This is a genomic window from Haloarchaeobius baliensis (genome assembly GCF_052060055.1).
In the GTDB taxonomy this organism is placed as follows: Archaea; Halobacteriota; Halobacteria; order Halobacteriales; family Natrialbaceae; genus Haloarchaeobius; species Haloarchaeobius baliensis.
In genome coordinates this window covers 195,123-207,883 of record NZ_JBPPFR010000001.1, presented here as the reverse complement: position 1 = coordinate 207,883, position 12,761 = coordinate 195,123, and the positions used below count along the sequence as shown (strand labels likewise).

Here is a 12,761-nt window from a genome sequence, read left to right as displayed (position 1 = left end):
GGGTGACAAAAGCTCTAATTGGTACGACGATACTACAAATGCATTGATATGTTCTGGGAACGCGACCCCCGCCGAAAGCTGGGTGACCCGAGAGACTATCTGTTGTACCGACAAGAAGGGGTATGACGACCGACGAGGCCCCCGACGAGCAGTCGACGTTGACGCCAGAGGCGGCGTTCTCGGTGCTGGGCGACGAGACCCGCCTCACGATCCTCCAGGTGCTCGGAGAAGCGGACGACCCACTCGCCTTCTCGGAGCTGTTCGACCGGGTCGCGTACGACGACGCCCCGAACTTCAACTACCACCTCAAGAAGCTCGTCGGGCACTTCGTCGACAAGACCGAGAACGGCTACCGTCTCCGGCAGGCCGGGAACCGCGTCGTCGAGGCAGTGCTCTCGGGGGCCGTCACCGAAGCGCCCTCCCTCGACCGAACCGCCATCGACAGCGCGTGTCAACACTGCGGTGCGCCGTCGGTCGAGGTCGAGTACCGAGAGGAGCAGGTCGGGATATACTGCACGGAGTGTGCCGGGCAGTACGGCGGGACGGGCGACGCGGACGAGCCGGACCGGCCGGAGAACACGGAGCGCATCGGCTACGTGCACCTCCCGCCAGCAGGCGTCCACGGTCGGACGCCCGCCGAGATGACCGAGGCAGCAGTCATCTGGACCGTCGCCCAGACACAGGCGCTCCACCGGGGTGTCTGTCCACGTTGTTCGGCCCCGGTCGAGGAGTCGGTCGACATCTGTGAGACGCACGAACCGGCCGATGGACGGTGCGACGAGTGTGACCGCCGATTCGCCGCCGTCGTCCACTCCGCGTGTACGAACTGCCCGTTCGAACTCGGCGGCTCGGCGATCGGGTACCTCCACACCGAGCCGGCGCTGCTTTCGTTCCTCTTCGGCCACGGCCTCGACCCGTTCGGCGGTGCGTCCCTGTCGACGCTCGAAGCCGCCTCGGTCGAGGAGGAGCTACTCGGGACCGACCCACTCGAACTCGAGTTCACGTTCTCGATCGGCGACGACACCCTCGCGTTGACCGTCGACGAGGAGCTGACGGTGGTCGGTACCGGGACTGGGACGACAGCAGCGGACGAGCACCGGTAGGAGCTGCATCGGTCCCGGTGCGCTGGACGCCGGGTGCGCACGCGGCGACCGACGCGGCTGTCCGTCGCTCCGGCGTGTCTAGTCGTCCCAGATCGCCCGGTCGAGGACCCCGAGGTGGCGGAGGTCCCGGTACCGCTCCTCGTAGTCCAGTCCGTACCCCACGAAGAAGGAGTCCGGGAGGACGAACCCCGAGTACGCGGGGTCGATATCGACGTCCCGCTCGACGCCGACCTCGAAGAGGGTCACGATGGTGACCGAGTTCGGGTCGAACTCGGCGACACGGTCCCGGAGCGTCGCCAGCGTGTTCCCCTCGTGGAGGATGTCCTCGACGAGCACGACATCCTTCCCGGCGAGGCGGTCCTCGTCGAAGAACTGGACGTCCGGGATGTCGGTGGCCGGGCCGGACTGGTAGCGCGAGGAGTGGACGATGCCCTCGCTGTAGGGCACCTCGAGCGCCAGCTCGCGAAGCAGGTCGACGAAGAATCGCATCGCACCCTTGAGGACACAGACCGGGTAGAGGTCGGGGTTCGAGCGGTGTTCGTCGGTGAGCGCCGCGCCGAGTTCCGCCACGCGCGCTTCGAGCTCCGGCCGTGGAATGAGGACACCCTCTAGGTCGGAGCGGTACGCCTCGGCGATGTCGAACTGGGCCACGTCGTGGAGTTCGCGGTCCCGGACGTCGATCGGTGACTGCATCGGTCTCGGCTAGTCCTGTGACCGCCAGCGGATAAATAGGATGCCGTCGCCTGGGACCCGGCGCGCTCGGTCACCCGCGCACAGGGCCCTGCAGGCGGGCATCGACGAGGACCCTCTCTGGGCGGCTACCCGCCGTTCGGGGGGCCGTGACCGTTGTCCGGGGCGTTGTCCGGGCCGTTGCCCTGTCCGGGATGCTCACACGGCGGCCACCCCGTTCCCCGTCCCCGTCGCAGTCGATGTCGCAGTCCTCGAGCGCGTCGCCGGCGCAGGCCACGTTCGGATTGCAGTACACCTCACCCTCGACGTCGATGGCGACGATCTTCCCCTCGTCGACCTCGTAGCAGAAGTCGAAGTCCTGCCAGACCCGCTCACAGTCGAAGCCGTCGTCGCCGTCCTCGGTCGCGACGACGACCTCCGCGCCGCTCCCCCACCCACAGACGCACACCTGGCTACAGCCACAGAACACCGGGCCGTCTGTCACGCCGTGAGCGCTGGCGACGCCGGAGAACGCGGCCCCGCCGAGTGCCGTCGCACCGGTGAGTTTGAGGAGCCGTCGTCGGTCGATTCTACTCGCCGACCGCCTGGAACGTGCTGTCATCGAGTACCTCCCTCCCCGCCAGGGTACCGCAGTCCGCGTGATTGTTACCGGGGAGTTAGCGGAGTAACCGCGCCCCCACCGCTCCACACGGTCCCGGACCGGTGCGGCGCATGGAGACCCATCCCGACAGCGGCCACACCCCCGCCGTCGGTCGACGGCCGAGCCCCACACCATCGACGGTCCCGACCGACAGGTCGAAGTGGGTAAACCGTCGACCCGGACGTGTGCACGACACGATCTATCGGGCCGGTCTCGGACTGTACGTCGTGTGGCTGCTGCTCGTGGTCCTCCTCCTCCTCGGCCGCTACACCCCGGCCCCCCTGTTCGGGTTCGTCCAGCCCGGCGTCGTCGTCGGTGCAGCCGTCCTGACCGTGTTCGGCGCCGGGAGACTGGTACGCAGCGGTTATCGCCGGGTCGGCGACTGACAACCCGACGGACAGGCAGGCGACCGGCTCGGTTCCGAGCACGCGGCTCCGGCACCCGAGCGCCCATCGCCGGGGCGGCCATCTCGCCCTACAAGCGCGGGGGTCGCGACCGTCCGAACCGAAACGTCTTCTCCCCGACACGGGAACAGTAGTGTATGGGCGACTCAGAACTCACCCACTACGAGGTCCGTGCATCGCGTGTCAGCCCGAAGCGAACCAGTGTGGACACCGGCGATGCGGCGTTCACCGTCGGCAAGGACGTGAACCCCGTGGAGTACTTCCTCGGCTCCATCCTGGCCTGCCTCAACTCGACCGGGACGATGGTCGCCCGCGACATGGACATCGACATCACGTCGCTGGAGGCGTCCATCGAGGGGGACGTGAACTACGCGACCTACCGCGGCGAGGACGTCGACGACCGTGCCGGCCTCCAGGGGCTCGAGGTGTCGCTCTCGGTCGAGACCGCAGGCGACGCCGACCTCGAGGCCTGGCTCGCGGCCGTGAAAGAGCGATGTCCGGTCACCGACAACGTCGAGAACGAGACCGGACTCACCGTCGCGCTGGAGTGAACTGAACCGGGCCGTCACCCGACGCCCAACCGCACTCTGCGCACCGGAAGAACCGTCGGTCAGCGAGCCACGTGGACTCCCGCGCTATCGCCCCACGTCCGCGTCCGTCTTCTCGACCACCACGTCCTCGAGGACGAGCAGGTCCAGCCCCATCGCGTAGAAGTCCTTCAACGCCTCCGCCGGCGTCGTCACGATGGGTTCGCCGTGGTCGTTGAACGACGTGTTCAGGAGGGCCGGCACGCCCGTGAGCGACTCGAACTCGGCGATGAGCCGGTAGTACCGGAGGTTCTGTTCGACGGAGACCGTCTGTGGCCGCGTGGTGTCGTCCGCGGGGTGGAGGACGGCAGCGACCTCGTCGCGCTTGCCCGGTTCCACGTCGAAGGTGTCGATCATGAACGGCGAGGCGGCCGCGTCGACGAAGTACTCCTCGGCCGCGTCCGCGAGGATGGAGGGCGCGAACGGTCGCCACCCCTCGCGGTGTTTCACGAACTCGTTCACGCGGTCCCGCGACTCGGCCGTCCGCGGGTCCGCCAGGATGCTGCGGTGGCCGAGCGCGCGCGGGCCGACCTCCTGGCGTCCCTGGAACCACCCGACGAGGTCGCCGTCGGCGAGCCGTTCCGCCACCAGCCGTTCGACGTCGTCGGGCTCGCGGTAGTCGACCTTCGCCTCGTCGAGGAGCGACCGGATCTCCCGGGTGTCGTACGACGGGCCGAACGAGACCGTGGTCTGGTCGGGGACGTCCCCGTGGTCCTGTTCGAGCCAGCCCGCGCCGAGGGCGAGTCCGGCGTCGTTGGCGACCGGCTGGACGAACACGTCCTCGACGGCGTCGTGCTCCCTGACGCGCTTGTTCAGCTTGCAGTTCAGCGCGACGCCGCCGGCCAGCCCGACGTCGTGGACGTCGATCGCCTCGGCGTACGCCTCGACGATGTCCACGACGGTCTCCTCCAGGAGCTTCTGTGCGGTGTACGCGAGGTCCATCTCCCACTGGTCGAACTCGCCGGGCTCGTCGTTCCGGTCCCGGTCGAAGACCGCCTCGAGCTTCCGCACCCCGTACCCGGTCCCCCATCGCTTCGTCAGCGGCGTCACGTCGTAGTCGACGCCGGTGGTGACGAGGTCGCGGAGCCGCCGCTCGATGTCGGGGTTCTCCTCGCCGTAGGGTGCCAGCCCCATCACCTTGCCCTCGCCGTTGAACATCCGGTAGCCGAGGAACTCGGTCACGACGGCGAAGAACAGCCCGAGGCTGTTCGGGTGCTCGTACGTGTGGAGCCGCGTGAGGCCGTCCCGATCGCCGCGCCAGACCACCGTCGAGTCGTACTCCCCCTTCGCGTCGACCGTGACGACGAGCGCCTCGTCGAACCCCGACGGGTGGAACGCGCTCGCGGCGTGACACGCGTGGTGGCTCCGGTGCTCGATCGGGGGTATCTCGTCGCCCAGCTCGCGGAGGTGGTTCTCGATGACGGCGTCGGGGCGGTACCGTGCCTTCACGAGCGTCTTCGCCAGGTCCTCGAGTGCGACGAGCTTGTTCAGCGCACCCGGGACCGTCAGGGCGTCCGGCAGGTAGTGGGAGGTCACGATGTTCTCCCGGAGGTCCGGGACGTGGGGGACGAGGAGCCGGTCGACGTCCCCGAGTGCCAGCTCCCGTGCGTCCAGGCACGCCTGTATCGCGCGGCTCGGGAACGAGTCCGCCGCGTGCTTCTCCCGGCTGAGGCGTTCCTCCTCGACGGCGAACGCCAGCTCGCCGTCCTCGAAGAGGGCCGCACTCGGGTCGTGGCCGCCGTACATGTCGACGTTCGGCTTGAACGAGAGGGTGTGCGTGGCCATCGACGGATCAGTGCTCCGTGTCGGGGACGTGCGACGCGAGAACCGACGGCGAGGTGCCATCGCCATCCTGGCGTCCGTCTCCCGACCGGGTCACGGGAGTGGGCCGCTCGCTCGCCGCGGCGTCCGCCCCGGTGTCGGGTCGGCTGTCACTCCTGCAGTCCTCCTCGCGTCTGCCGTCGTCGCCGGACCGCTCGAACCGCCCGGTTCCTCGGCCGCTCGCAGGCGACGTCGCAGACTGGCCGGCGTCGACCGTCGTTCCCGCGTCCGTACCGACGTGACGACCGCGAACACGGTCGGCGTCTCTCTGGGTATCCACGCTCCGAGACGACGGTCCGGTCGAAGTAATACGGGAGCGTGCGTTTGCAGCCCGTGCAAACGCCGAGATGTGCGGGGGCAGCTGGCCGAGACGGCGCGACCCTGGGCAGCCACCGACGCGGGCGCGGTCCCGGCGGCACCGACACCCGGAGACGGTCCTTAGCAGCCGTCTAAATAAGGTCCAGCGGGGACAAGCGGGAGTATCACGTGGTCGAGAATCAGGACCCTGACCGGGACGTACTCGGCATCCTCAGCGACGACGTCGCGAAGACCATCCTCACGGTGACGGACCAGCAGGCGATGTCCGCACAGGCGCTCGAGGCGCGCTGTGACGCGTCCCTCGCGACCATCTACCGTCGCGTCGACGAGCTGCTGGCGAGCGGACTGCTCCGGGAGCGACTGGAGCTCCGACCGGACGGCAACCACCACAAGACGTTCGAGTCGAACCTGGACCAGCTCTCCGTCCGTCTCGACGACGGGAGCCTGGAGATCGACGTCGACCGGCGCGACGACGCGGCGGACCGCCTCCGCACGATCTGGGACGCGATGCAACCGAGGTGGCGATGAGTGTTCGTCGGACTGCTCGTCGCGAAGGTGGCCATCGTGGTGCTCGGGCTGTTCGTCGCGTTCCAGGGGTATCGGGCGGCGAGACGGGAACGGAGCCAGCGGCTGCTGCTGGTCGCCGGCGGCTTCACGCTCCTCAGCGTCGGGTCGGTGCTCGAAGGGGTCTGTTACGACATCCTCGACCTGTCCACGCTGCTCTCCGGTGTGGTCCAGACCGGGTTCGTCGGGCTGGGGATGCTCTGCATCGTCGGCTCGCTGCTCGTCCCCGGAGCGGCCGCGGAGAGCCCGAACTAGGGCGGCCCCCTCGCACTGCTACGCCGACACGACAGGCGACTGTCGGTGCGCCACGGCGGTGCGCTCGTCGACGGCCGTCGCGTTCGTGCCCGACCAGGGTCGGTTCAGCGCCCGTGTGAGCAACTCGGTGAGGTGCGGCTCGGCCTGGCCGCCGGGGGCGAGGTAGCCACCGCACGTGTGGCCGCTGTCGTCGGCGAGGTCGCAGTCGCGCTCGCCGTGGATCGGACCGAGCACGAGGTGCATGAGCTCGTGCGTGACGACGATGGGCCGTGCCTCACTCGCCCGAACCACGGCGACGTTCCCGCCGCGGGACCCGAACGCGACCACGCCCGCCGACCCGGCGTCGAAGGCGGAGACGACGACCAGGTTGACCACCCCGTCACCCGGTGGCTGGCCGTAGCGCCGCTCGTAGAACGCGTCGACGTCCTCGCGGGCGAAGTCCGGGCCGAACTCGCCGTCGAGCGCCGTCGTCTCGTGGGTCCGGACGTGGAGGTCGACGCCCGACGTGGTGCCGGGGTTGTCCACGGGGAACCCCGCCCACGTCGACCGCAGACTCGCCAGTTCCCCGTCGTGCAGACGCTGGTCGTCCGCGACGGACGTGGCGTAGACCACGTCGACGACCACGTCCTTCTCGGTGGGGTCGAGTTCGGGGAGGAGCACCCACGGGTGGTGGCCGGTGACGGGAGCGCGCTCGACGGCGTCCGGGATGCCGTCCCAGTCGGTGTCGCCGCGCACCGGGCTCGCACCGTGGTGGCGCTGGCCGGCGGCCGCGGCGTGTTCCGTCCCCCGGTCGTCCACGGCGTCCGTCCGGCTCGCCGCCTCGGCGGAGCCTGCCACCGCGGCGTCGGTCTGCGACCGGTTCCACGCCCCAGTGGCGGCGGCGATGGCGCGTGCGTCAGCCGTCGTGGACGCCGTCGCGACGTGGACGACCGGGCCATCACGGACGACCACGTAGGACAGTTCCGGGGTGTACTCGGTACCGGGGACCCTGAAGACGCCATCATCCCGTGTCGCGTCCCGGTTCTCGAGCACTGCACGCCACGCGTTCGCGAACTCCCTGGCGTCCGCCTCGCTCACCCAGCGCGTCGACCACGACGTCGCCATGCCGTCCGGGCGACTGAACGCCCGCATCGAATCGTTCCACCAGCCCGTACTCGCGGCGGCCGCCCGGCTGTACGAGAGCCCGTTCGTCCGGAGCGCGTACCGGATTGTGAGCTCGCCCACGCGGTTCTCGCTCTGGACCGTCCAGCCCGTCGGCGCAGGTGCATCGACCGACGGCCCCGGGAGGTCCCAGGTCGTGTTCGGGTGCATCACCTCGGCGGTCGTGTCCGGCGGCCGAACGACGTGTGCGTTCCGCCGGTCGTCGGGGACCGCCTGCAGATACAGGGCCCCGTAGTACCGCGTCTTGTCGTAGAAGCCGTGCGTCCACGCGCCGCGTTCGGTCGTCGTGTTCCGGAGCGCGAGCGGGTTCTCCCCGCCGGCGTCGTACGCCCGCCAGTACTGGTAGGCGGTGAGGGTGGCGTCGCCCTCGCTCAGCATCATGCCCGCGAGGTCCGCGTCGGTCGTCTCGGTGACCCGCGTTCGCGTACGGTCGTTGAGGCCGTGCTGTTCCTGCAGCGTGTGTGCGAACTCGTGGACGAGGAGGATCTCGAACGAGTCGTCGGCGATCCGCTCGTACTCGCTCTCGTTCGCCACGTTCACCGTGGTCGCTCGCGCCATCCCGGCCGCGGCGAACCCCCTGAGCGGCACCGGCTCCGCGGAGTACAACTGGAGCGCCTGCGTCTGGCTCTCGTCCATGCCAGCGGCGTCGTCCGGGTAGTCGAACGGGTCGCCGACCTCCATCCGCTCGTTGGTCTCGGGATTGACGATGTCGATGCCGTGGACGGAGACGTTCACCCGTTCACGCGCCGTGAGCCCACGGAGGCCCTCGACGCGCCGGTAGATTGTGTCCAGGGACCGGTTCGGCTCGAAGTTCGTCGCGACGGCTCGCGGGTCGGGCGGGTCCGCGACCTCGGTCGACCTGTCGAGCGTCGGCACCGCCGTCCGGGTCGCGGGCGTGCCGACGGTCGTCGGTGCGGCGGTCGTGCGAGCTGTGGTTCCCGTCGTCGACGCCACGTCCGTCTCCCCTGCGTCCGTCGGCGCGGTCGTCGTATCGCCAGCCGGTCCGCCACCACAGCCGGCGAGGAGGACGAGGCACCCGAGGACTGCGAGGAGTGTCCGATGGCGAGGCATGGCACCGAGTACCACGAACCGCCGTGAAAAGATTCCGAAGGGTTCGACCAGTTTTTCACCCACACCGGGAGCGAGCACAGCCACACGAGCACGGTGGGAAGGAACTCGTCGAGCGCAGTCGCCTCACGTGTTCCCACCACGGCGGAGACACGCCTGGACCCGACGTGCATCTGTTCGAACGGGACGACGGCCGGTCTCACCGAGACTCAATAGCGTCGACGTCGAAGCGATACACATGCCGCGGCCGAATCAGACAGGAGCGAGACAGACCGATCTCGCCTCGGTCGGCGCAGCCACCACGCCCTCGAGTGACGATGTACGATAACATCCTCCTGCCCACCGATGGGAGCGACGGGACGGACCGGATCGTCGAACACGCCATCCACATCGCCCGGGAGAACGACGCGACCCTCCACGTCCTCCACGTCGTGAACACGTCCGTCGTCCCGCTCGATGGCCACAGTCGAGCGATCTACGACGAGCTGGAGGCGGCCGGGCGAAGCTCCGTCGACGAGATCCGTGACCGGGCGGTCGACGCTGGCGTCCACGCCGTCGACGTCCTCCGCCACGGAACGCCGTACCGCGCGATCCTCGACTACGCCCAGGAGAACGACATCGACCTCATCGTCCTCGGGACACACGGTCGCGGCGGTGTCAGTCGCGCGCTCCTCGGCAGCGTCGCCGAACGCGTCGTCCGACTCTCGGAGGCGCCCGTCCTCACTGTCCGGACGGTCCCGCCCGAGCGCGACTGACAGCCTCCCCGACCGGAGAACCGGGGGAGTTCGACGCCTGCTGTCGGATTCCGTCCACGGCCGAAGCCGTGGACCGCCTCCTCGAATCTCCGTGAGGGCCGACGGACGTCACGTGCCCAGCGACCGACTGTGTCGAGCCCCGTCGTCAGCCGACGAGCGTCACGCCGATCAGGCTCCCGACGCCGTAGGTGAGGACCGCAGCAGCGAGTCCGATACCGACCTGTCGCAGCCCGGAGAAGAGCACGGAGCGTCCCGTCAGGAGGGTGATGCCGGCTCCGATGGCGAACAGCCCGACCGCACTCGACACGAGACTGACGCCGACGGCGACAGGTCCGCGCAACGCGAAGAAGGGGAGGACCGGGACGATGGCCCCGAGCGCGAACAGCACGAACGACGTCGCGGCCGCCTCCCAGGCCGACCCACCCAGCTCGTCCGGGTCGATGCCGAGTTCCTCGCGTGCGAGCGTGTCGAGCGCCATCGCCTCGTCGGCGATCAACTGCTCGGCGACCTCCCTGGCGCGGTCAGTCGAGAGCCCCTTCGCCTCGTAGATGAGGGCCAGTTCCTCGGCCTCCTCGTCGGGAACCGCGGCGAGCTCCTCGGCCTCGATGCCGAGCTGGCGCTGGTACAGCTCCCGGGAGCTCTGTACCGAGAGCCACTCGCCCATCGCCATCGACCCCGACCCGGCGAGGAGGCCGGCGAGGCCCGTGACGAGGATCGTCGTCGAATCCAGCACCGCACCCGCGACGCCCATCACGAGGCTCAGGTTGGAGACGAGCCCATCGTTCGCGCCGAGGACCGCGGCCCGGAGCGCGTTGCCGCTGGTCGCACGGTGGCGACCTTCCAGACGGGCGAGGACATCTCCCCGCGCCCCCTGCCCGGGCGTCTCCGCGATGACCGTCAGGAGGCGCTCGTGCGAGCGTTCGTCGGCGGCCATCCCGGTCCCCGTGACCTCCGGTTGGGCGGCGTAGCCACTCCCGCCGATTGCTTCACCCGCCTGCATCGAGGAGAGGACGAGTCCTGGCCCGAACCGGCGGGCCAGCCACGCGAGTACGCTTGCCCTTCGAGAGGGGGCAGCGTCTCCCGGATCGGAACCGGCCTCACGGATCTGCTCCGCCCAGAAAGCCGCGTGGGCTCGCTCCGTGTCGGCCAGCCGCCGGTACACCGACGCGAGCTGTGGCTGCGATTCGGCGTCGGCCATCGCCGTGTAGACCGCCGCGCTGTCGACCTCGTCCTGGCGATTGCGGCGGTAGCGTTCGATGTCATCGGGGGAAGCCATCACTGGTGGGACGTGGGAATCCTCGCTCACTCAGCTCTCGGTCACGACGACGCGACCACGCTCGGCCATGTACGGATGCCCGTACCCGCAGTAGATCGGGCAGGCGAAGCCGAACGACCCGCTGGTGTCCACGACGAACCCGAGCTCCGTCGGCACCGTCGAGTGATGCCAGAGGTACACCGGGGGCGCGAGCATCACACCGCTGGCGCCTCCCCAGCCGTAGCCACCCATTCCGGGACCGTCACCCGACATCGGCCCGGGGCCGTCCGGCTGGCCGGGGCCCTGCCACGGTCCCGCTGGACCACCGTGGGGGCCGTGGTGACCGCCCCACGGGCCGACTTGCCCGTCGCCTCCGGGTCCCCGTCCCGGGCCGGCGGATCTCCGCCCCAGATACTCGTCGCGGAGGATGACGAGACCGTGGTCCGGATACGCGGCCTCGGCCGCATCGTGCAGGGTCTCGAGAGACGTCCCTCGAGGAACGGGAATCGCCTGGTCGTTGCGCCGCGCTCGGTCCGCTTCGCTCAGGATGTTCGTCCGGACTGCCTGCGGGAGGGCGTCGACCGCCGCCTCCGCCTCGACGTTGAAGAGCGTGAGCCGCAGTTCGTCGCCCGACGAGAGCGTCAGCCGGTCGCGTTCCGTACCGCTCTCGTCCAACACGAAGTAGCCCCAGTGGTACGACCCGACGAACGCCCGGACCGTCCGCTGCTGGTCGCCCTGCTGGCGTGTGCGGTCCCGTCCCGAGTGTCGCCCCCCAGTGGGCAGCATCGAACCCACGGCCAGGGCCGACGCTCCGGTGGTCCCCAGCATCTCTCGACGCGACACCGACGGAAGCTGGTCCTCCATCCCCCGTCGCTAGCCCTCGTGCGTTAGTTGTTATTGTTCGAATATATTTCCCAGGTGGTAGCCTACTCGTTGGGCCGTAACGGGGACGGAACTCGCGCGCCACCCACCACCTTGCTGGCCCATCCCGCCTCGCTACGACGAGCTTACGCCGACTCTCGACCCGTTCGGTTCAGCCGAGTCGTCGGCCGGACCACGACTAGCCAGCCGACCGCATCCGAGCCAGCGGTCCACATTCGGAGTTCACTCGACCCGAACTGTCCCACGCATCCCCTGGCCGACGTGGGGGACGCAGACGTAGCCGAACGTGCCCGGCATGCGGAAGGTGTGCTCGTAGGTGCCACCCAGCGGGACGACCGTCCCCTGCGGCGACTCCCCAGCGCTGTAGCTCGCGAACGGGTCGGCGTCGCCCGGCAGCCGCACGTCGCTGCTGTCATCGGGTCGGCAACAGACGTTGTGCCCGCTCCGCGGGAACCCCCACGTCACCGTCTCGCCGACCGAGACGGTCAGTTCCGCGGGCTGGAAGACGAGCCGGCCGTCCGGTCCGGCGAGCACGTCGGCGTCGGGGAACGAGGCGTTCCACGAGCAGCCAGCGAGACCGCCGACGAGACCGGCAGTTCCGATGGCGAGCAGTTCACGACGGCTCCGAACACCGCGGTTCCGATGGGTCACGGCGTTGCGTCGGCGACCGGGTCCGAGCTCTCGGTCGGGATGCCCGTACTCCGAAGGGTGACGCCGACGCCGAGGTATCCCACGGCGTGCCCGGTGTCGATCACGAAGTGCGGTGCGGCGTTCGTCAGCAGGAGAAGGAATCCCGCGGCCGGAATCAGCAGGAGGACGCCCACGCTCCGTGCGTGGACGTCGGCACGGAGGGTCGCGACGCCGAACGTGGCGAACGCCAGGAACGTCGATCCGATGACCACCAGCGGTAGGGCTCCAAGCACCTCGGGGAGGTCCATCCCGATGACCTCTGTGGCGATACCGTGCACGGTGACCATGGGCCACCCGATGGCCGAGATCACGGCCACGACCGCTCCGACGCTCGCTTCGGGGGGCGTCCGGTCCGAAAGCGCGGAGTACAGCCCGAGCAGGCCGACGACACCGAAGCAGAACCCGGCTGGACCGATGAGCCCCTGTACCGGCGGGAAGGACTTCCCCACGAACGTCCTGAGGACCGTGTTCGCCGCGAAGACGACCAACAGCCCACCGCCGACGAGGAACAGCGTCGAACTCCTCCCTTCGAGCCACGTGAACGCCCCCTCGGATTCCGTCATCGCCC

14 protein-coding genes are annotated in these 12,761 nt (G+C 69.4%); 6 read left to right on the top strand and 8 right to left on the bottom strand.

Annotated features, from left to right (window positions below; all coding sequences use genetic code 11):
* Positions 1–122 precede the first annotated feature (122 nt).
* Positions 123–1,103 (top strand): winged helix-turn-helix domain-containing protein, encoded by a 981-nt coding sequence (locus tag ACSG06_RS01000; RefSeq protein WP_440988396.1) that lies wholly within the window; start codon positions 123–125, stop codon positions 1,101–1,103.
* A 78-nt stretch (positions 1,104–1,181) separates the two neighbouring features.
* On the opposite strand, the gene ACSG06_RS00995 is transcribed toward ACSG06_RS01000, so the two are convergent.
* Together ACSG06_RS00995 and ACSG06_RS00990 are read right to left on the bottom strand one after the other, a co-directional pair.
* Positions 1,182–1,796, bottom strand: a complete 615-nt coding sequence (locus tag ACSG06_RS00995) for a phosphoribosyltransferase (protein WP_440988395.1) — start codon at positions 1,794–1,796, stop codon at positions 1,182–1,184.
* 70 nt (positions 1,797–1,866) lie between these two features.
* A complete protein-coding gene (locus ACSG06_RS00990; RefSeq protein ID WP_440988394.1) occupies positions 1,867–2,394 on the bottom strand; it encodes a hypothetical protein in 528 nt (175 codons plus the stop codon).
* 224 nt (positions 2,395–2,618) lie between these two features.
* Here ACSG06_RS00990 and ACSG06_RS00985 point away from each other — a divergent pair, with 224 nt between their 5' ends.
* Both ACSG06_RS00985 and ACSG06_RS00980 read left to right on the top strand, forming a co-directional pair.
* Positions 2,619–2,819: a hypothetical protein gene (locus tag ACSG06_RS00985; RefSeq protein WP_440988393.1), complete on the top strand. Its 201-nt coding sequence runs from the start codon at positions 2,619–2,621 to the stop codon at positions 2,817–2,819.
* A gap of 155 nt (positions 2,820–2,974) precedes the next feature.
* On the top strand, positions 2,975–3,388 hold the full coding sequence (locus ACSG06_RS00980) for an OsmC family protein (RefSeq protein ID WP_440988392.1): 414 nt from the start codon (positions 2,975–2,977) through the stop codon (positions 3,386–3,388).
* A gap of 84 nt (positions 3,389–3,472) precedes the next feature.
* Here the strand turns inward: ACSG06_RS00980 and ACSG06_RS00975 are convergent, their stop codons facing one another.
* Positions 3,473–5,209 (bottom strand): carbamoyltransferase family protein, encoded by a 1,737-nt coding sequence (locus ACSG06_RS00975; RefSeq protein ID WP_440988391.1) that lies wholly within the window; start codon positions 5,207–5,209, stop codon positions 3,473–3,475.
* A gap of 522 nt (positions 5,210–5,731) precedes the next feature.
* Between ACSG06_RS00975 and ACSG06_RS00970 the strand changes: the two genes are divergently transcribed.
* Both ACSG06_RS00970 and ACSG06_RS00965 read left to right on the top strand, forming a co-directional pair.
* Positions 5,732–6,091 (top strand): helix-turn-helix domain-containing protein, encoded by a 360-nt coding sequence (locus ACSG06_RS00970; RefSeq protein WP_440988390.1) that lies wholly within the window; start codon positions 5,732–5,734, stop codon positions 6,089–6,091.
* Positions 6,092–6,382, top strand: coding sequence for a DUF7521 family protein (locus ACSG06_RS00965; protein ID WP_440988389.1), 291 nt, complete (start codon positions 6,092–6,094; stop codon positions 6,380–6,382). It abuts the gene before it with no gap.
* A gap of 18 nt (positions 6,383–6,400) precedes the next feature.
* On the opposite strand, the gene ACSG06_RS00960 is transcribed toward ACSG06_RS00965, so the two are convergent.
* A complete protein-coding gene (locus tag ACSG06_RS00960; RefSeq protein ID WP_440988388.1) occupies positions 6,401–8,614 on the bottom strand; it encodes a hypothetical protein in 2,214 nt (737 codons plus the stop codon).
* A gap of 314 nt (positions 8,615–8,928) precedes the next feature.
* On the opposite strand from ACSG06_RS00960, the gene ACSG06_RS00955 reads away from it, so the two are divergent.
* Positions 8,929–9,366 (top strand): universal stress protein, encoded by a 438-nt coding sequence (locus tag ACSG06_RS00955; protein ID WP_440988387.1) that lies wholly within the window; start codon positions 8,929–8,931, stop codon positions 9,364–9,366.
* Positions 9,367–9,511: 145 nt separating this feature from the next.
* Here ACSG06_RS00955 and ACSG06_RS00950 read toward each other — a convergent pair whose 3' ends face one another.
* The 4 genes from ACSG06_RS00950 to ACSG06_RS00935 all read right to left on the bottom strand — a co-directional run bounded on the left by ACSG06_RS00950 (position 9,512) and on the right by ACSG06_RS00935 (position 12,756).
* Positions 9,512–10,672, bottom strand: coding sequence for a VIT1/CCC1 transporter family protein (locus ACSG06_RS00950; RefSeq protein WP_440988386.1), 1,161 nt, complete (start codon positions 10,670–10,672; stop codon positions 9,512–9,514).
* On the bottom strand, positions 10,673–11,407 hold the full coding sequence (locus ACSG06_RS00945) for a cupredoxin domain-containing protein (RefSeq protein ID WP_440988385.1): 735 nt from the start codon (positions 11,405–11,407) through the stop codon (positions 10,673–10,675).
* Positions 11,408–11,725: 318 nt separating this feature from the next.
* Positions 11,726–12,154 carry a plastocyanin/azurin family copper-binding protein gene (locus ACSG06_RS00940; RefSeq protein ID WP_440988384.1) on the bottom strand — a complete coding sequence of 143 codons (429 nt, stop codon included), beginning with the start codon at positions 12,152–12,154 and terminating at the stop codon, positions 11,726–11,728.
* On the bottom strand, positions 12,151–12,756 hold the full coding sequence (locus ACSG06_RS00935; RefSeq protein WP_440988383.1) for a hypothetical protein: 606 nt from the start codon (positions 12,754–12,756) through the stop codon (positions 12,151–12,153). Before ACSG06_RS00935 ends, ACSG06_RS00940 begins: the two co-directional genes overlap by 4 nt.
* Between the last annotated feature and the right edge of the window lie 5 nt (positions 12,757–12,761).

What these genes read in the sequence shown, in the direction of transcription:
- ACSG06_RS00935 (WP_440988383.1), bottom strand. Translation starts at nt 12,756, where the DNA reads ATGACGGAATCCGAGGGGGCGTTCACGTGGCTCGAAGGGAGGAGTTCG.
- ACSG06_RS00960 (WP_440988388.1), bottom strand. Translation starts at nt 8,614, where the DNA reads ATGCCTCGCCATCGGACACTCCTCGCAGTCCTCGGGTGCCTCGTCCTC.
- ACSG06_RS00945 (WP_440988385.1), bottom strand. Translation starts at nt 11,407, where the DNA reads ATGCTGCCCACTGGGGGGCGACACTCGGGACGGGACCGCACACGCCAG.
- ACSG06_RS01000 (WP_440988396.1), top strand. Translation starts at nt 123, where the DNA reads ATGACGACCGACGAGGCCCCCGACGAGCAGTCGACGTTGACGCCAGAG.
- ACSG06_RS00955 (WP_440988387.1), top strand. Translation starts at nt 8,929, where the DNA reads ATGTACGATAACATCCTCCTGCCCACCGATGGGAGCGACGGGACGGAC.
- ACSG06_RS00975 (WP_440988391.1), bottom strand. Translation starts at nt 5,209, where the DNA reads ATGGCCACGCACACCCTCTCGTTCAAGCCGAACGTCGACATGTACGGC.
- ACSG06_RS00995 (WP_440988395.1), bottom strand. Translation starts at nt 1,796, where the DNA reads ATGCAGTCACCGATCGACGTCCGGGACCGCGAACTCCACGACGTGGCC.
- ACSG06_RS00980 (WP_440988392.1), top strand. Translation starts at nt 2,975, where the DNA reads ATGGGCGACTCAGAACTCACCCACTACGAGGTCCGTGCATCGCGTGTC.
- ACSG06_RS00990 (WP_440988394.1), bottom strand. Translation starts at nt 2,394, where the DNA reads ATGACAGCACGTTCCAGGCGGTCGGCGAGTAGAATCGACCGACGACGG.